The sequence below is a fragment of the Rhodanobacter sp. TND4EL1 genome (assembly GCF_054061035.1).
Map to the genome: position 1 here is coordinate 1,266,206 of NZ_JBSSDT010000001.1, position 18,586 is coordinate 1,284,791.

Annotated in this window: 14 protein-coding genes; 4 read left to right on the top strand and 10 right to left on the bottom strand. The window is 65.3% G+C overall.

What is annotated here, in order from left to right; translation table 11 throughout:
• Positions 1-528: 528 nt before the first annotated feature.
• Positions 529-1,968: a metalloprotease TldD gene (gene tldD / locus ACVWWQ_RS05970; protein ID WP_099654094.1), complete on the bottom strand. Its 1,440-nt coding sequence runs from the start codon at positions 1,966-1,968 to the stop codon at positions 529-531.
• 119 nt (positions 1,969-2,087) lie between these two features.
• Here tldD and ACVWWQ_RS05975 point away from each other — a divergent pair, with 119 nt between their 5' ends.
• Positions 2,088-3,290, top strand: coding sequence for a sterol desaturase family protein (locus ACVWWQ_RS05975; protein WP_133951182.1), 1,203 nt, complete (start codon positions 2,088-2,090; stop codon positions 3,288-3,290).
• A gap of 20 nt (positions 3,291-3,310) precedes the next feature.
• Here ACVWWQ_RS05975 and ACVWWQ_RS05980 read toward each other — a convergent pair whose 3' ends face one another.
• Together ACVWWQ_RS05980 and rng are read right to left on the bottom strand one after the other, a co-directional pair.
• Positions 3,311-7,306: a YhdP family protein gene (locus ACVWWQ_RS05980; RefSeq protein ID WP_133951184.1), complete on the bottom strand. Its 3,996-nt coding sequence runs from the start codon at positions 7,304-7,306 to the stop codon at positions 3,311-3,313.
• A gap of 21 nt (positions 7,307-7,327) precedes the next feature.
• Positions 7,328-8,794 (bottom strand): ribonuclease G, encoded by a 1,467-nt coding sequence (gene rng, locus ACVWWQ_RS05985; protein ID WP_133951186.1) that lies wholly within the window; start codon positions 8,792-8,794, stop codon positions 7,328-7,330.
• Positions 8,795-8,933: 139 nt separating this feature from the next.
• On the opposite strand from rng, the gene ACVWWQ_RS05990 reads away from it, so the two are divergent.
• Positions 8,934-9,626, top strand: a complete 693-nt coding sequence (locus ACVWWQ_RS05990) for a Dph6-related ATP pyrophosphatase (RefSeq protein ID WP_133951188.1) — start codon at positions 8,934-8,936, stop codon at positions 9,624-9,626.
• Positions 9,610-10,131 carry a mismatch-specific DNA-glycosylase gene (locus tag ACVWWQ_RS05995; protein WP_133951190.1) on the top strand — a complete coding sequence of 174 codons (522 nt, stop codon included), beginning with the start codon at positions 9,610-9,612 and terminating at the stop codon, positions 10,129-10,131. Before ACVWWQ_RS05990 ends, ACVWWQ_RS05995 begins: the two co-directional genes overlap by 17 nt.
• Positions 10,132-10,137: 6 nt before the next feature.
• Here ACVWWQ_RS05995 and ACVWWQ_RS06000 read toward each other — a convergent pair whose 3' ends face one another.
• Positions 10,138-11,424, bottom strand: coding sequence for a cytochrome c (locus tag ACVWWQ_RS06000; protein WP_133951192.1), 1,287 nt, complete (start codon positions 11,422-11,424; stop codon positions 10,138-10,140).
• Positions 11,421-12,170, bottom strand: a complete 750-nt coding sequence (locus ACVWWQ_RS06005; RefSeq protein WP_133951194.1) for a c-type cytochrome — start codon at positions 12,168-12,170, stop codon at positions 11,421-11,423. Before ACVWWQ_RS06005 ends, ACVWWQ_RS06000 begins: the two co-directional genes overlap by 4 nt.
• A 98-nt stretch (positions 12,171-12,268) precedes the next feature.
• Between ACVWWQ_RS06005 and ACVWWQ_RS06010 the strand changes: the two genes are divergently transcribed.
• Positions 12,269-13,906 carry an amidase gene (locus ACVWWQ_RS06010; protein ID WP_133951196.1) on the top strand — a complete coding sequence of 546 codons (1,638 nt, stop codon included), beginning with the start codon at positions 12,269-12,271 and terminating at the stop codon, positions 13,904-13,906.
• Here ACVWWQ_RS06010 and ACVWWQ_RS06015 read toward each other — a convergent pair.
• The 5 genes from ACVWWQ_RS06015 to ACVWWQ_RS06035 form a co-directional block, all read right to left on the bottom strand.
• Positions 13,903-14,712, bottom strand: a complete 810-nt coding sequence (locus ACVWWQ_RS06015) for a hypothetical protein (protein WP_133951198.1) — start codon at positions 14,710-14,712, stop codon at positions 13,903-13,905. The genes ACVWWQ_RS06010 and ACVWWQ_RS06015 overlap by 4 nt on opposite strands.
• A 108-nt stretch (positions 14,713-14,820) precedes the next feature.
• Complete coding sequence (locus ACVWWQ_RS06020; protein ID WP_099654085.1) at positions 14,821-16,188, bottom strand: class II 3-deoxy-7-phosphoheptulonate synthase; 1,368 nt, start codon at positions 16,186-16,188, stop codon at positions 14,821-14,823.
• Positions 16,189-16,216: 28 nt separating this feature from the next.
• Complete coding sequence (locus ACVWWQ_RS06025; protein WP_133951200.1) at positions 16,217-16,720, bottom strand: disulfide bond formation protein B; 504 nt, start codon at positions 16,718-16,720, stop codon at positions 16,217-16,219.
• Positions 16,721-16,895: 175 nt separating this feature from the next.
• Positions 16,896-17,279: a 50S ribosomal protein L17 gene (gene rplQ, locus ACVWWQ_RS06030; RefSeq protein WP_099654083.1), complete on the bottom strand. Its 384-nt coding sequence runs from the start codon at positions 17,277-17,279 to the stop codon at positions 16,896-16,898.
• A gap of 302 nt (positions 17,280-17,581) precedes the next feature.
• Positions 17,582-18,580, bottom strand: coding sequence for a DNA-directed RNA polymerase subunit alpha (locus tag ACVWWQ_RS06035; RefSeq protein WP_056386812.1), 999 nt, complete (start codon positions 18,578-18,580; stop codon positions 17,582-17,584).
• Positions 18,581-18,586: the final 6 nt, after the last annotated feature.

The window sequence follows — 18,586 nt, forward strand, 5'->3', positions numbered from 1 at the left end:
CTGGTCCACAGCGATTGTCCGAGCTGGCCGTTGGCAGCCTTCGTCGCTCACTATTGAGCGCGCAGCAATGGCCTTCGCCGGCCTTCGGCTCTCGCCACCGATTAGCGGTAGCGCCCCCGGTAACGGACAGGGCGAGGGCATGGATCCGCGGTGAGGCCACGCAGAAGCAGTTGCCCGAGGCCAGGAAGCCCCAGCCGCGGTAGCTTCTTTTTGCTCCTGGCATCCGGCCCCTGCGACCTTCGGGCCGGCTTCGCCGTTCGCCCCGCTCCTGCGGCGCAGTGGGCCACCCTGGCTCTGGCCACACAGAGAAAGCTGGCTCGGTTGCCGCAGGCAGACGAAAACTCTTGCTCGCGACCTCGCAGCATCCAGAAGAGCATCGCCCGCGAGCGGGTTCCTGCGAGAGTTGGCCACGACGCGACGTCACGCGGGGAGAAGGCGGCTGGCGGTGCTCGCCCTACGCCGGTGGGGACAAGGGCGCCCTCACCGCGCCCCTCTCCCTGGCAAAGCCGCGGGAGAGGGAGCAGAGCATTACGAGGCTGTGCCACCCACCGTCATCGAATCGATTTTCAGCGTCGGCTGGCCCACGCCCACGGGCACGCTCTGACCGTCCTTGCCGCAGACACCCACGCCTTCATCCAGCGCCAGATCGTTGCCGATCATCGACACGCGATTGAGCACGTCCGGGCCGGAGCCGATCAGGGTGGCACCCTTCACCGGGCGGGTGATCTTGCCGTCCTCGATCAGGTAGGCCTCGCTGGCGGAGAAGGTGAACTTGCCGTTGGTGATGTCGACCTGGCCGCCACCGAAATTCGGTGCGTACAGGCCTTTTTTCACCGAGCGGATGATCTCGGCCGGATCGTGCTGGCCGGCGAGCATGTACGTGTTGGTCATGCGCGGCATCGGCAAGGCGGTGAAAGATTCGCGGCGGCCGTTGCCGGTCGGTGCCATGCCCATCAGGCGGGCGTTGAGCTTGTCTTGCATGTAGCCCTTGAGGATGCCGTCCTCGATCAGCGTGGTGCACTCGGTCGGGGTGCCTTCGTCGTCGATGCTGAGCGAGCCGCGGCGGCCGGCGAGCGTGCCGTCATCGACGATGGTGACGCCCTTGGCGGCGACACGCTGGCCGATGCGGCCGGAGAACGCGGAGCTGCCCTTGCGGTTGAAGTCGCCTTCGAGGCCATGGCCGATCGCTTCGTGCAGCAGCACGCCGGGCCAGCCCGGTCCGAGCACCACGGTCATCTGGCCGGCGGGCGCATCGACTGAGTCCAGGTTGACCAGTGCCTGGCGCACGGCCTCGTCGGCGAAGCCGAGTGCGCGGCCGTTCTCGATCAATTCGCGATAACCGTAGCGGCCACCGCCGCCGGAGTAGCCCTGTTCGCGGCGGCCGTTCGACTCGGCGATCACCTGCACGTTGATGCGCACCAGCGGGCGCACGTCGGCGGCCAGGGTGCCGTCGGAGGCGGCGATCAGGATGGTGTCCATGGTGGCAGCGAGGCTGACGATGACCTGCTTGATGCGCGGGTCGCGCGAACGCGCGTAGGCATCAACTTCGCGCAACAAGGCGATCTTGTCGGGGTTCGGCAGGCTCTCGACCGGGTCGATCGCCGGGTACAGCGAACGGGCGTTGTGCAGCGCCAGCGGCTTGCCGGCGCCGTTGCCGTCGTGGGCGATCGCACGCGCGGCTTTCGAGGCTTCCAGCAGCTGCGGCAGCACGATCTCGTCGGAATAGGCGAAACCGGTCTTTTCGCCGGACATCGCGCGCACGCCCACGCCCTGCTCGATCGAGTGGCTGCCATCCTTGACGATGCCTTCCTCCAGCGTCCACGACTCGCTGCGCGAGTGCTGGAAATACAAGTCGGCGGCGTCGATCGACGGGCCCATCAGCTGGGTGAACACGCGATCGAGGTCACCGGTGGCGATGCCGCCGGGGGACAACAATTTGCTTTCGGCGAGGGCGATCAATGAATCCATGGGTTATCAGCTTGTCGGCGGTCGATCAGGAACTATCCCACATGGGGCTTGCGCTGGCGGCTTTAAAGCCCGGTACCATGCGCCGAGCGCCAGCCGGCGCGTGACGTGAAGGATCACTTGTGAGCGACCATTCGAAACGCGAGGCTGCCCGCGAAGCCCTCGAGCGCGCCGTGCAACCGGTGGCTGACACCCGCGAGCTGCTGCAACGCGATGGCGAACTGAAACCAGGGCTGGGCAAGATCAGCGGCGTGATCGCGCTGTCGCTCGGGTTCCTGTGCCTGCTGGCGGTGATCGCCTTCCATTTTCCGCAGTATCTGACCACGCCGGACCTGCGCCACAAATACTCGGTCGACGTGCTGCGCCAGGTGCTGCTGGGCGGACTGCTGGTGGCTGGCGGCATGTCGCTGGGCAACGTGATCCTCGGCCGCCAGCGCAACCTCAACATCACCGCCTTCCTGCTGGTGATCGCGGCGGTGGCGCTGGGTGGTTCGCGCGTGCCGGTCGGTGCCTTCCCCGACCATACGCCGTACATCGGGCTGGACTGGTTCATCCTCGACCTGCTCGGTTCCACGCTGATCTTCGTGGTGATCGAAAAGCTTTTTCCGCTGTACAAGGGGCAGGCCATTTTCCGCAAGGAATGGCAGACCGATCTGAAGCATTTCGCGGTGAATCATTTCATCGTGGGGCTGGCGCTGCTGACGGTGAATTTCCTGCTGCACCACATGTTCGGCTGGCTGGTGAGCAGCAACTTCCAGCAGACCGTGCAGCACATCCCGTTCCTGCCGCAGCTGCTGATGTGCGTGCTGGTGGCTGACCTGGCGCAGTACTGGACGCATCGCGCGTATCACGAGGTGCCGTTCCTGTGGCGCTTCCATTCGGTGCACCACAGCGTGAAGACGATGGACTGGCTGGCCGGCTCACGCCAGCACATGCTGGAGCTGATCTTCACCCGCGTGTGCGTGCTGGCGCCGCTGTACATCCTCGGCTTCTCCGAGGCGGCGATGAACGGCTACATCCTGATCGTGGGTTTCCAGGCAGTGTTCAACCACGCCAATGTTCACCTGCCCTGGGGGCCGCTGAAATATGTGCTGGTGACGCCGGACTTCCATCACTGGCACCACGCGTCCGACGACGAGGCGATCGACAAGAACTACGCGGCGCACTACGCGTTTCTCGACTACCTGTTCGGCACGGCGGTGAAGTCGAAGAACAAGTTCCCCGAACGCTATGGCGTGGTCGGTGACTACATGCCGGATGGCTTCGTCAGGCAGCAACTGTTTCCGTTCCGTGGCAACAAGGATCGGGCTGGCCCGTCGGCGTGACGGGTTGAGCGCCTGACGGATCAGCGCGAGACGGAGCTCGCCGGCACGGGAGCCGTGCTGCTGCCGGCTGCGGCCGGTGGCAACACCATCAGCGGGATCGGCGCCGGGGTATTCACGCTGCCTGCCGCCGCGGGCTGGCCGATGGGCTGAAGCAGCGGCGAGGCGGGCGGCGACTTCCTGCCGTGCTTTTCGATCAGGGTCATGACCGGATCGTCCCAACTGCCGGTGACCCGGTAGCGCGCACTGGCGGCCTTGTTCAGGCCCTTGCCGAGCAGGCCCTGTACGGCGAATCCGGCGGCCGCGCCAATCGGCCCGCCCACCACCGCGCCGACCAGCGGCAGGCTGTTGCCCACATGCGGCACCACTTGCATCTGCTGGTCATAGTCTTTCGCACGCAGGCCGGTGCGACCGGTCACGCTGATGTTCGCCGCCGGGCCGGCGATCACCAGGTTGTCGGTGGTGGCGTTGCCGTTGGCCAGTTTGAAGTCGCCGGTGATCGAGTCGAACGCGAGCCCCTTGCCGAACACGTCGCCGAAATCCAGGGTGAGCCTTCGCGGCAATTCGGCGAGCGAGACCAGGCCCAGCAACCGCCCCACGCCGGGTGAGGCTGCTTCAGGAATTCGACCGTCGTTGACCTGGATGCTGAGCGTGCCGTCCATGGTGGCCAGTGACAGTCCGCTGGGCGAACCCGGCCAACGCGCGTCCAGCTGATCGCGGGTCTTGCCGCCATTGACCAGACCGTCGAAACCCAGCGCCGCCAACATATCCCCCAGGTCCTCGGCCGCGAAGTTGATCCGCATATGGGTATGGCTGGAGCTGGCGGTACCGTTCCAGTCGCCGCTGCCGTTGATCTGCACGCGGCTGGACAGCGCGCGCAGTTGCTCGATGTGCAGGCCATCGGCGGTCGGCCAGGTTTCCAGCCGGGCCTCGCCCAGCTTGGCATCACCCAGACGCAGGTCGCCTACCCAGAGATGGAAGGGCGGCAACGACGCGGGATTGATGCCGGTGTTCGCCGGATCCGCTGCCGGCACCACCGGCGATGCGGCGATCGGCATGGCGTTCGACTTGCCTGCCGCCTTGTGCGAACCGGCGGAGGGTTCCGCCGAGGCCGCTTTTGGCCAGTACATGCGCTGCAACCGCGCGGTGACGCCGCGCTTGTCCAGCTCCTGTGTCGGGACGCTGTAGTTGCCAAGCATCGCCGGCCCTTCCACGTCAACGCTCAAGACATCCGGCTCCGGCTTCGCGTGCAACTTCAGCGCCCCCAGCTGATTGCCGAACCACTGTGCCTGGTCCGTGCTGATATCGAGACTTTCCAGACCAGGCCCGCCACTGCCGCCACCCCCTGCCAGCTGCTGCACCCAGCCGGTGACATCCAGCCGATCCGCATGGCCGCGAACGCGCAGGTCGCGTCCGGGCAGCGTGGTCGGCATCTGACCGCCCAGGGCCAGCGTGCCGGCCAGCGGGTGCTGCTCGCCATTGGCAAGTCGCAGGTAGCCGTTCAACGCATCACCGAGGGAGAAACGCAGCTCGCTGCCGGCGATCGGCAGGCTCATGGTCAGCTGCAATGGCAGCGTGGCCGCCGCGGGCTTGTGCAACGGCGCCGGAAGATTCAGCGCAACACCCTGCAGCGAGGAGGTCGCCACCAGCGACTCGCTCATCGCGTCGCTGCCGGCGACATGCGCGATGGTGAAGCCGATATCGAAAGGACCGCGACCGTCGGACAGCTTGCCCAGCCAGTCCAGCGTCGGGTAATCGGCCACCAGTTCGTCGATGCGGTAGTTGCCTTGCAAATGGGCCGACAACACGGTGGCCGGATCACTGTTGGCACCGGCAATGGCCATCTGCAATGTCGACGGCTGGCCGCGGAAGCTGGCCGCGAGCGGGCCAGCCTGCATGCCGTGCAGGTCGAATTTCAGCGGCCCGTTGAGCTTGTCCAGCTTGAGGTTCCATTCCGGCGCGGCAAGATCGGCATCCTTGAGTTGAGCCATGCCGTCCAGCTTTGCTTCGGAACCCACTTCCTCGTGCAGCGGCAGCATCAAATGAATACCGAAGCTGCCACTGCCACCAAGCTTGAGCTTGGCCAACGTATCGGCCTCGTGGCTGCCGATCGGGCTCTTGCGCACGAACTCCATCAGGCTGGCGCCGCTGCCGCTGCCCTGCACATTGAGGTCAAGCAGCGGACTGGCGAAGTCCGGGATCAGCGCCACCGCCTTGTCGACTTTCACGCCCAGCGAGTGGCCGCTGCTGGCCTCGACCAGCATGCCGTTGTTGACGAAGCTGGCCACCGCATCGACGCCCTCGGCGTGCGGCCAATCGTCGCCGTAGTCGAGGTTCAGGCCCTTGATCACCGCGCGCGCTTCGAAGCGCCCCTCGTTATGCCGGAACGGCCAGTCACGCAAGTCGCCTCGCACCAGCACCTGGGCCGACTCCAGCTGGCCCGACTGCAGCGCGTGATCAAGCCATTCGATGGTGTGCGGCGACATCGAGCTCGTCGGCCAGAACAACTTGGCCGCCGCCACGTCGGCATGATCCAGCGAGGCGTAAAGATCCATGAACGGCGCGCCGCCCTGCCCGGGCAAGACCACTTCGCCACGCGCCTGTCCGGCGTAGCCCTCGCCGCTGAAGTCCAGCGTGTCGACACCGATATGCGACTGGCCATCCTGCGACCAGAACGCCAGCGTGCCGCCCACGGCAGACAGCACGAACGGCTGATGGAAGGTCTGCGGGAAACTCAACGTGGTCGCCTGGGTCGGCAGCGTCAGCGCCAACGCCTCGGCATCGCCGCGCAATTGGCCGTCCAGATGGCTCACGCCGGGCAGCTTGCCGACCGGGTCGATGCCCAGGCCACCGAACGTCACGTCGAGTGCGCGCAAGCCGGTGCCGCGGCCCCATTGCAGACGCAGTTGTTCAACTTCGCCATGCGGGTGTCCACGCCCCACCCACTGCGACAATGCGGGGGACAAACCGGGTTTCAGGGCCAGCCACGGAAGCAAGGGCTCGATCTGCAAGTGACGGGCAACCGCGTTGACCACGGCATTGGCGCTGTCGGCCTGATGCAGGCTCAGCGCCAGTGCACTGCCGTCATCGCCACCCCACCGCAGCTCATAACCGTCCGGGGTGTGGTTCACTCCGGCCAGGCCGTGCAGCACGTTGACGGTGGCCTCGCCACCGCCGGGCGCGCTGACGGCGAGCGTATCCAGGTCAAACCGGACCAGACTGCGGTCCAGTTGCCCATGGCGCCAATCCATCCATGCACTGAGCTTGCCGTGGCCCTGCTGCACCGCGTAGCCGCCCATGTCGATGCCATCCAGCAGCGGCTTCAATTCGGCGCCGTCGACACTCACCCAGACCTGTCCGGAACTGCCATCCTCGCGGAAACGACCGGCACTGCGCACGGCGGCGCTCACCCCCTCACGCTGCAGTACGCCGCCAAAACGAAGTTGATCGCCCTGGTGGCTCAGCCGCAGTTGCTTCGACAGCAGGGTGAATTGCTTGTGCAGTACCGTGTCATCGACCGACAGGCGCAGATCTTCCAGCCACAGATCGGCGGAAAGATGCCCCAGTGACAGCGGCTGGCGCTGTGGGCCACCGGCCACCCCGATGCCGTTGACATGCCAACCATCGGCCTGGCGCAGCAGATCCAGCTGCAAACCGCGCACATGCAGGTTGATCAGGTGCCGCGACGGCAGCAGCCAGCCGCCGAAGTCGAACTTCAACTGGGATTCGGGCAAATCCAGCACCGCGCCCGCCTCGCCAGCGGCGGCGCCGACTTTCACCCCGTGCATCACGAATTCGGGGCCGGAAGGCGTCCAGCGCCCCTCCATCGAGGCAAAGCTGACCGGCCGCTGCAGCCGCGCGCTGAGTTGCGCCGCCACCCATTCAGGGTGGCGTGCCAGCAAGGGAAGCAACAGTTGCGCCAGCGCCGCCATCAGGGCAAGCAGGATCAGCGCGACTCCGGCGACCCAGCCCGAAGCGCGGGCGCAGCGGTGCAACCGCCGCTGCCACAACGCGTTCACGCGCGGCGATCCGGCATGGATTTACAGCAAGACGACATCAAACTGTTCCTGCGAATAATGCTCTTCAGCCTGAAAGCGTATGCTTTTGGAGATGAACTCTTCCAGTTCGGCCACCGCACTGGACTCTTCCTCGAGGATCCGGTTGACCACGATCGGATTGGCCATCACCAGCAGTTGCTGCGCGTTGAACTGACGCACCGCCCGGGTGATCTCGCGGAAGATCTCGTAGGTCACGGTCTCTGCGGTCTTCAGCAGTCCGCGACCGTTGCAGGCCGGGCACGGCTCGCACAGCTGACGGGCCAGGCTTTCGGTGGTGCGCTTGCGGGTCATCTCGACCAGGCCCAGCGCCGACATCGGATAGACGGTGGTCTTGGCATGGTCGCGTGCCAGACCCTTGTTCAGCATGCGCAGCACCTGGCGCTTGTGTTCCTCGTCCGACATGTCGATGAAGTCGATGATGATGATGCCACCGAGGTTGCGCAGGCGCAGCTGTCGCGCCGCCGCCTGGGCTGCCTCCAGATTGGTGCGGTAGACCGTTTCCTCCAGGTTGCGCGTACCCAGATAGGCGCCGGTGTTGACGTCGATGGTGGTCATCGCCTCGGTCTGGTCGACGATCAGGTAACCACCGGATTTCAGCGGCACCTCCTTCTTCAGCGCGCGCTGCATTTCGTCCTCGACGCCGTACAGGTCGAAGATCGGCCGCTCGCCGTCGTAGTGCTCGATGCGATCGTCCAGACTGGGCATGAACTTGTGCACGAACTTGACCACGTTGTCGAAGGTGAGGTGCGAATCCACGCGCACCTTCTCGATATCGTCGTTCAGCATGTCGCGCAGGCTGCGCAGCGGCAGCGACAGCTCTTCGTAGACGCGTTCGCCCATCTTCGCCTTGGCGATGTTCTCCTGCACCACACGCCAGACCTTGCCCAGGTAGGTGACGTCGAAGCCCAGCGAGTCGGCGCTCTGGCCCTCGGCATTGGTGCGCACGATGTAACCCAGCGGCGCCTCGCCGATCAGCGGATTGAGCACGTCGCGCAGGCGCTGGCGTTCGGCTTCATCCTCGATGCGCGCGGAGATGCCCAAGGTGCGTGCGTACGGCAGCAGCACCAGGTAGCGCGACGGAATCGACAGGTGGGTCGACAACCGCGCCCCCTTGCTGCTGATCGGGTCCTTGACCACCTGCACCACGATTTCCTGGCCTTCGTGCACCAGCTCGCTGATCGAGGGGACATGGCCGCTGCCCTCGCTGCCTTCGGGCGGCGTGGGCCGCACGATGTCCGACGCGTGCAGGAACGCCGCACGTTCCAGCCCGATCTCCACGAACACCGCCTGCATGCCCGGCATCACCCGCTGCACGCGCCCCTTGTAGATGTTGCCCACATAACCGCGCTTCGATGCCCGCTCAACGTGCACTTCCTGCAACATGCCGTTCTCGACCACCCCGACCCGCGTCTCACGCGGGGTCACGTTGATCAGGATTTCTTCGCTCACTGCATACTCCCCAGATAGATCATCTTTATAGCGGTGCGGCCACGGACTGTCGATGAATCACGGCACGGGATGAGCCTTCATAGCGCAGATAACGCAAAATGGATGCGATGGACGAACCAGCCACCCCGGAGCTGAACCGATGACCACCCCGATCCTGCTGGCCTGGAGTGGCGGCAAGGACTGCCTGCTGGCCTTGCAGCGCCTGCTGGCCGACCCGCAATGGCAGGTGGTTTCCCTGCTGACCACGGTGAATCGCAACTACCAGCGAGTGGCCATGCACGGCACGCCGCGTGCCGTGCTGCTGGCGCAAGCGGCGGCGCTGGGTCTGCCGGTGCTTGAGGTGATGCTGGACTGGCCCGGCAGCAACGAAGCCTACGAAGAGGCCCACGCGCAAGCGCTGGTCGAGGCGCGCATGCGCTGGCCGGGCATTCGCCACTGTGCCTTCGGCGACCTGTTTCTGGAAGACGTGCGCGATTACCGTGTACGCCAGCTCGGCCGCGACAACTGGCGCGCGGTGTTCCCGCTATGGGGCGAAGACACCGCAATGCTGTCGCGGCGCTTCGTCAGCGAAGGCCACCAGGCGGTGCTGTGCTGCGTGGACACCCAGCAACTGGGCGCGGATTACTGCGGCAGGAACTATGACGCCGCCCTGCTCGACACCTTGCCGGCCGCGGTCGACCCCTGTGGCGAGCGCGGTGAATTCCATACGCTGAGCTACGCCGGACCGCTGTTCGGCACGCCGCTGAAGTTGCGCCGGGGCGAATCGGTGTTGCGCGACGGACGCTTCCAGTTCACCGATTTCCTGCTGGACGAACATGCCGCGGCGGACTGACAACCACATCTTGCCGGACCTGCTGCAACCGGGCCTGACCCTGGTGTTCTGTGGCACCGCCGCGGGCCGGCGCTCGGCCGCCGAGCGCGCGTATTACGCGCATCCGGGCAATCTGTTCTGGCGCGCACTGTTCGAGGCGGGTATCACCCCGCGCCTGCTGGCGCCGGCGGAATTTCCGCAATTGCCCGAGTGGGGCATCGGCCTCACCGACCTGGCCAAGCGCCACTCCGGCAATGACGCCGAGCTGCCACCCGATGCTTTCGACGTACCCGCCCTGCGCGCCAAGATCGAACACCACTCTCCGCGGCTGCTCGCGTTCACCAGCAAGAACGCGGCACGGGCCGCGCTGGGTCATGCGGTCAGCTACGGCGCGCAGGCGGATACCCTCGGCGACACACCGCTGTTCGTGCTGCCCTCGCCCTCCGGGCAGGCACGGGGGCACTGGAATATCGAGCCGTGGCGGGCACTGGCGATACGCTACCGCGCCCTCCGCGGCGGCGACTGACACGGATCACTCGATCGGCGTGTGGCGCGAGGCGCGCACCTGTTCGGCGCGCACGCTTGAACCGTGGTTGCTCCAGCTTCGGCGCAGGTAAGTCACCACCGCCGCCACTTCCTCGTCACTCAGTTGCTGGGCAAAAGGCGGCATCGAATACGGACGCTGGTTGGCGGCGGTGACCGGTGCGAAACCACCGAGCAGCACCATGCGGGTCGCGTTGATTCCGGTCGGTTCGGTCACCGAGGAGTTGCCATCCAGCGGCGGGTAGATGCCGGCCACGCCTTCACCGAGGCGTCCATGGCAGTCCGCGCAGTGCTGTGCGTATACCTTGCCACCCAGTTCAGTCAGTCCCTTGGCATCGAACAGCGTCTCCTGCGGCGTTGCCGGCGCTCGCGGCGGCAGCGACTGCAGATAGCTGGCGACTGCCCGCAAGTCGGCATCGGTCATGTGCTGGGTGCTGCCCGATACCACCGTGGCCATCGGACCAAAGGCCACGCCCCGGGCGGACTGACCGGTCTTCAGCAGGTTGATGATGTCTTGTTGGCTCCAGCCTTCCAGACCGCCGTTTTTGCGCGTGCTGAGGTCCGGCGCGTACCAATCCTGCACCGGCATCTGCCCGCCGCTCAGATGGAGGTTTTGCGGCGTGCCACCCAGCGAGTCGCGCGCGGCATGGCATTCGTTGCAATGCCCCAGCCCCTGCACCAGATAGGCGCCGCGATTCCATTCGGCGGATTGCGCTGGGTCGGGCTTGAACTCGCCCTCCGTGAAGTACAGCGCGCGCCAGGCCTTCAGGCTGTTGCGCACGCTGTAAGGAAAGGCCAGCGACGGCGCACCGCCAGGCTGATGCACCGGCGCCAGCGACTGCAGCCAGGCAAAAATCGCCAGCGCATCGTCCTTGTTCACCTTGGTATACGAGGTATAGGAAAACGCCGGGTAGAGCAGCTCGCCGTGACGCCCCTTGCCGGTATGCAAGGCCTGCCAGAAATCCTCGAAACTCCAGTCGCCGAGGCCGGTTTCGCGATCAGGCGTGATGTTGGGTACCGGGATGTCACCGAACGGCGTGGCCAGCGCACGCCCGCCGGCGTAGCGCGCACCGCCCTGAGCGGTATGGCAGCCGGCGCAGTCGCCGACGGTGGCCAGATATCGGCCTTTCGCGATCAGCTCCGGGTCGGCCAGCGTGAGCGCCGAGACCTTGCTGGATGACCGCGGAACCGGTGCATGCGCGCCGCCAAACCAGAACCAGGCCAGCGCCAGCACGATCAGCACCGCGATCACCAGCAACCCTCGCCACGCTTTCACAAATGGTCTCCGGTCCCACCCAGCACGCCGCACGACAAGGGCGGCGTCACCGAACCGGCGGCTTGCGCACGCGTATCTGCCGGCAATTCGCGACTGGCCAGCGCGGCGGCCACCGCCGTGATGTCCGATGCACTGAGCCGGCTTGCCACCGTGGCCATGCAATCCGGCGCCACGGTGGAGCGGGTATGCGTGCGCCACGAGCCCAGCTGCGCGCTGATGTAGTCATACGGCAAACCGACCAGCCCCGGCGTGGACGGCTCCACCCCGGTCAGCTGGCTGCCGTGGCAACTGCTGCAAGCGGGAATCTTGCGTGCGGGATCGCCCTTGGCGATCAACGCGTCGCCACGCTGCAGGGTTTCGGCGGGAAGCTTGGGCAGGGCCGAACGTGCGTAGGGCACCTGCTGGGCCGCAAAGTACTCGGCGATTTCCTGCATGTAAGCGGGCGGCAACTGGCGCACGGTGTATTCCATCGGTGCGTATTTGCGCAGGCCGTTCTGGAAATCCTGCATCTGCCGTGCGAGATAGGCAGCCGGCTTGCCCGCAAGGCGCGGGAAATAGCCACTGCCGGGCGTGCCTTCGCCATGCTCACCATGACAACTGGTGCAGGCGGCGATCCGCTGCTGCAAGGTGTCGGGAATCGTGGGGGCATCAGCCGCACGACTGGCCGAACTGCCTGCCATGGCGACAACGAATACGGCGACAAGGACGAACAACCTGACGGGAAACGGGGCGGTGATCATAGTCATTTCCCCATTGTACGCATCCCGTGTCGGCATCCGGCACGCGCCGGAGCTAAGCTGCCATCACGCCGCAGCGTGCCGCCTCATCCATACCGGGGGTTACCGTGAATCGTCCAGCCGTCCAACTTGCCGCACTTGTCACCGCCTTGTTCGCCATCCCCGTGATGGCCGCCGACGTTCCCCCATCCACGGCAGCCGAAGTCGCCTACGCGTCGATCGACCAGCTGCAGCAGCGCATGGACGCGGGCACGCTCGACAGTCGGCAGCTGAACGCACAGATGCTCAAGCGGATCGAACAGATCGACCGCTCCGGCCCCACTCTGCACGCGGTGATCGAAACCAATCCGGATGCGTTGCTGCTTGCCGGCAAACTTGATGAGGCACGGGCCGCCAACGCCAAGCGTGGACCGCTGTACGGCATTCCGGTTCTGCTGAAGGACAACATCGACACTGGCGATCGCATGCTGACCACGGCGGGCTCACTGGCCTTGGTCGGGGCACCGGCGGCACGAGATGCCGGCCTGGTCGAACGCCTGCGCAAGGCCGGCGCGGTGATTCTCGGCAAGGCCAACTTGAGTGAATGGGCGAACTTCCGTTCCAACCATGCCAGCAGTGGCTGGAGCGGACGCGGCGGCCAAACCCGCAATCCCTACGTACTTGACCGCAATCCCTGCGGTTCGAGTGCCGGTTCCGCCGCCGCGGTGGCCGCCGGCCTGACCACCGTGGCAATTGGCAGCGAGACCGACGGTTCGATCATCTGCCCGGCCGCGATGAACGGCATTGTCGGCATCAAGCCCACCCTGGGCCTGGTCAGCCGCAGTGGCATCGTGCCGATCAGCCACAACCAGGACACCGCCGGCCCGATGGCGCGCAGCGTGAGCGATGCCGCGGCACTGCTCAGCGTGATCGCCGGCAGCGACCCGCGCGATCCGGCCACCGCCGAGGCGGACCGTCACGCCACCGACTATCGCCGCTTCCTCGATCCGAACGGCCTGAACGGCAAGCGTATCGGCGTGGTGCGCCAACTGGCCGGCGCCGAACCCAATGCCGACCGCGTGCTGGAGCAATCCATCGCGTTGATGAAGGCCCAGGGCGCGATCATCATCGACCCGGTCACCCTGCCCCATCTGTCCGATCTGGGCGCGCCGGAAATGACCGTGCTGCTGTATGACTTCAAACACGACATCAACGCCTACCTGGCTACTCGTCAGGGGCTTGGCGTGAAGACGCTGACCGATCTGATCGCCTTCAACCGTGCGCATGCCGGCGAGGAGATGCCGTGGTTCGGCCAGGAACTGTTCGAGCAGGCCGACAAGAAAGGGCCGCTGACCGACAAGGCCTATGTCGATGCCCTGGCCAAGGCAAAGCGGCTGTCCGGCCCGCAAGGCATCGACGCCGCCCTGAAAGCGCAGCATCTGGACGCGTTGCTCGCGCCATCGTGGGGCCCAGCCTTCATGACCGATCCGGTGCTGGGCGATCACATCGTCAGCGGTGATCCCACCGTTGGCGGAGCGTCGCAGCCGGCAGCCGTGGCGGGCTATCCGTCGATCACCGTGCCAGCCGGCTTTGCGCACGGCCTGCCGGTCGGCATCGTGCTGTTCGGCGCCAGGTGGAGCGAGCCGACCCTGATCGCGATCGCCTATGGCTTCGAGCAGCACGCCCACGCCTGGCAGGCGCCGCAGTTCCTCGATACGGTGGACGGCAAGCCGGTGGCCGCGCCTGAAGCGCCATCGCACGACTAATGCAGGTAGAGCGTCGGCCCCAGCACGATCGCGAACGCCAAGGTCACGAGTACGCCCGTCACGACGATCGCCGGGTGCCGGCCAATCTGGAAATCCCGCGGCGCTTCGGCGCGGGATTTCGCATACGCCACGTTGAACAAGCCGGCGGTGCCGCCGAATGACGACGCCACGGCCGAGATCAGGGTGATCACGATGCCAAGCGGATTGACCAGACTGACCAGCAGCGCGGATACGCCGCCTATCAGGTAGACCGTCATCGCGATGCGCCACTGCAAGCGATGCGCGGATTCGCCGCCGCCGAGCATCGCGGCCAGCATCCGGATCGAGCGACGGGTCACCGCGATATAGACGAACAGGCCCACCGCGAACAGGACCGCGCGCCACAGCCAAGGCCAGGGCAGCGGACCGATGCCGCCACCGACATCCGGGCCCCAGTCACCCAGATTGGACACCCCGGAAAACATCCAGTAGCCGGCGGCCACCATGCCTTTCACCGTGAACACGATCCACAGCGCCAGCCGTGGCAGTGCCCGCCGCGCGCGATGCCAGCCGACCAGTGCAAGCACGGCCAGCACCACGTCCATGCCGGTACCGGCCATGGCCACGATGCGCCGGGCCCATGGCCCGGTACCCGGACACTCGACGTAATACGCGCCGATCTCGCTGGGCCAATGACCGGTGGCGACGCAGGTCAGTGCGTGCCCGGCCACCTCATGCCCCATGGTCAGCAACGGCAACAACAGCAGCGCCAGCCCGGCAAGCGTCCAGGGATCGACGCGCGCAGGCGCCGGTTTCGTTGCGTTCATCAGTCGAATCTGGCCATGGATCGGTACGCACCAGTCTCGTGCCGACCGCCGGCGCGTGTCAGTGCGTCATGCCAGCAACTGGCGATGACAGATGTCATCGCCTCCACCTCAAGGGCTGCCCACCGACTTGCGCACGATCAGCATCGCCAACTCCAGCGACTGCTCGTAGTTCAGGCGCGGATCGACCATCGACTTGTAGGCTCGTTCGAGGTCGCGTTCGGACAAGCCGCGCGCGCCTCCCGTGCATTCGGTGACGTCCTCACCGGTCAGCTCAAGATGCACGCCGCCCAGCCGCGTACCAGCCGCCGCGTGGATATCGAACGCCTGGTCGAGTTCGCCGCGAATGTTGTCGAAACGCCGGGTCTTGTAACCGTTCGACGTGCTTTCGGTATTGCCGTGCATCGGATCGGCCACCCACAACACCTTGCGTCCGTCCCGCTTCACCGCTTCGAGCAGCGACGGCAGTGCCGTCGCGATCCTGGCGTTGCCCATGCGGTGGATCAAGGTCAGCCGGCCCGGCTCGTCGTGCGGATTCAACGCGTCGATCAACGGCAACAGCTGATCCGGCGTTACCGTGGGTCCCACCTTGACCGCGATCGGATTGCGAATGCCGCGGAAATACTCCACGTGTGCGCCATCCAGCGCCGCCGTGCGCATGCCGATCCACGGGAAATGCGTGGACAGGTTGAACCAGCCCGGATTGCGCGGCACTTCGCGTGTCAGCGCCTCCTCGTAGTGCAACAGCAAGGCCTCGTGCGAGGTGAAGAAATCCACCCTGGAGAAGCCGCCGATCGGGCCAGCCAGCGTTTCCATGAAGCGCAACGAATCACCAATGGCCGACACCATCTGGCGGTATTCAGCGGCCAGGGGTGAATGTTCCACCCAGGCCAGGTCCCAGTATTCCGGATGACGCAGATCGGCAAAACCGCCGTCGATCAGCGCCCGCACGAAGTTCATCGTCAGCGCCGAATGTGCATGCGCCTTGATCATCCGCTGTGGATCAGGACGCCGCGCGGCCGCGGTGAACTCAGGGCCGTTCACCAGATCGCCGCGGAAGCTCGGCAGGCTGACGCCGTCACGGGTTTCCTCGTCCGTGGAGCGCGGCTTCGCGTATTGCCCGGCGAACCGGCCCACGCGCAGCACCGGCTTCTTCAACCCGTGCACCAGCACCAGGCTCATCTGCAACAGCACCTTCAGGCGGTTGGAGATGACCGGACTGCTGCAATCGGCAAAGCTCTCCGCGCAATCACCGCCTTGCAGCAGAAAGCGCGACCCGTCCTGGGCCTCGGCCAGCGCCTGCTTCAGCGCCAGCACCTCCCATGAAGTCACCAGTGGCGGCAGGCGCGCAAGTTCGGTGGTGGCCTGCGCCAGTTCTTCGGGGTCGTCGTAGCGGGGCTGTTGCAGCGCTTCGTGCCGTTGCCATGAGGCCGGCTCCCAGTCTCTGGAATCGAAGACGTTCGGTGCAGCTTGAGTCATTGCGAATTCCCGACAGCGGCTGAAGCATTCACTTCGAAACGGCCCGGCGGCACGTCGCCAGCACGGCAAGCAACGCCAACACGACGAACCACAGCAGACTCCACAGAGGCATGGGCAGACCGAGGATGGGCTCCACCTGCGCACACTCACCGGAACCAGTGAATACCAGCTTCAACATTTTCGCGAACGGGAAGGCGTCCAGCATGTAACCCAAGCCAGGGCCGCACGAAGGCACCTGATCGGCAGGCAGGCTTTGCAGCCACAGATGGCGACCGGCCGTGATGATGCCGCCCACCGCACCGGCCAGCACCACCCCGGTATAAACCCAACGGCCCTTGCCGCGCGGCGCATGAATGGCACCGAGCAGGAAGAACAAGCCCATGACGAGGAAGGCCATGCGCTGGAAGATGCACAACGGACAGGGCGTCATGCCCAATCCGTACTCTGCGTAGAGCGCGAACGCCAGCAATGCGGCACAGATCAGGAAGCCGACGAAAAAGGTGACGCGATAAGACCAGCGGAATGGGTTCATGGCACTTTGTTGCGTTGCGGAACCGTGACCTTACCGGTTCGCCGTGGCGCTGTCAGCCCGTCCGGCGGAAACGTTTCAAATCGACTCGCCAACGGGTGAATCTCGCACAAAAAACCCGGCTGGTTTCCCGGCCGGGCTTCGATGATGCAGACCTGCGCGTTTCAGTCTGAGCGACTTACTCGGCGTCGACGGCCTCGACCTGCGGACGACCGACCAGCTCGACATACGCCATCGGCGCATTGTCGCCAGGGCGGAAGCCGCACTTCAGGATACGCAGGTAACCACCGGGGCGCTCCTTGTAACGGGGTCCCAGTTCGACGAACAGCTTGCCGACCGCTTCCTTGTCGCGCAGGCGCGCAAAAGCGAGACGACGATTGGCAACACCATCGTTCTTGGCCAAGGTGATCAGCGGCTCCGCCACGCGGCGAAGCTCTTTCGCCTTGGGCAGGGTGGTGCGGATCAGTTCGTGCTTGATCAGCGACGAGGCCATGTTCTTGAACATCGCTTCGCGATGCGAACTGGTGCGATTGAGTTTGCGTCCGGATTTTTGATGGCGCATGACTGATTCTCTGTCTGTTGTTATGAAAAACCGGCGCTTGTGTCCGGATTCCCGCGGTTACCCGCTATGAGGAGCCTTTTTCTACCGGGCCCTTGTTGGAGGTTCGGTCCTGAATGACCGACCTGGCGGTTGACGGAGCAGGTAGACCCCTGCCCGTCACACCGAAACGACACGGCGATCAAAGGGATCACCAAAAAAACGCGGCGGCCAGGGTGGCCGCCTTTGGCGACTGGCGAGAGAGCCGAAACTCAACCTCGCCAGCAAGCCGGTACACGGCGGTCACGAGTGACCGCGAACCTCAATCAACCCAGCTGCATGCCGTGCGACAGACCCGGCGGCGGCCAGTTCTCAAGCTTCATGCCGAGTGCGAGACCACGCCCGCCCAGCACGTCCTTGATTTCCGTCAACGACTTCTTGCCAAGGTTCGGCGTCTTCAGCAGCTCCACTTCGGTCTTCTGCACCAGATCGCCGATGTAGTAGATGCTCTCGGCCTTCAGGCAGTTCGCCGAACGCACGGTGAGCTCCAGATCATCGATCGGACGCAGCAGCAACGGATCGAAGCCGCTCTTTTCCGCCTTGTCGGTGGCGCTCTCGCGACGCGAGAAGTCACCAAACACGGACAGCTGGTCGTTGATGATCTCGGCAGCCTTGCGGACTGCGTCTTCAGCGCCGATGGTGCCGTTCGTCTCGATGTCCAGCACCAGCTTGTCGAGGTTGGTGCGCTGCTCGACACGAGCGGCGTCCACTTCGTAAGCCACGCGCAACACCGGCGCGAACGACGCATCCAGCTGCAGGCGACCGATCGGACGTGCCTCGTCATCCGGATGCTGGCGAGCGCTGGCCGGCTGATAGCCGACGCCGCGACGCACCTTCAACCGCATGTTGAGTGCGATGTCCTTGGTCAGGTGGCAGATCACATGCTCGGGGTTGATGATTTCCACCGAGTGGTCGACGACGATGTCGCCGGCCGTGACCACGCCCTTGCCCTTTTTGGACAAGGTCAGGGTGACTTCATCGCCGGTATGCTGACGAATGGCCACGTCCTTGAGGTTCAGCAGGACTTCGATCACGTCCTCCTGCAGACCTTCCAGGGTCGTGTATTCATGCAACACGCCATCGATTTCGACCTCGACGATGGCACTGCCAGGGATCGAGGAGAGCAGCACGCGTCGCAGCGCGTTGCCCAGGGTGTGGCCGAAGCCACGCTCGAGCGGCTCGACCACCACTTTGGCGCGGTTGGCTCCGAGCTGTTCGACGCTGAGGCCACGCGGCCGCAGCACACTAGTTGACGAAACTGCCATGCAGAG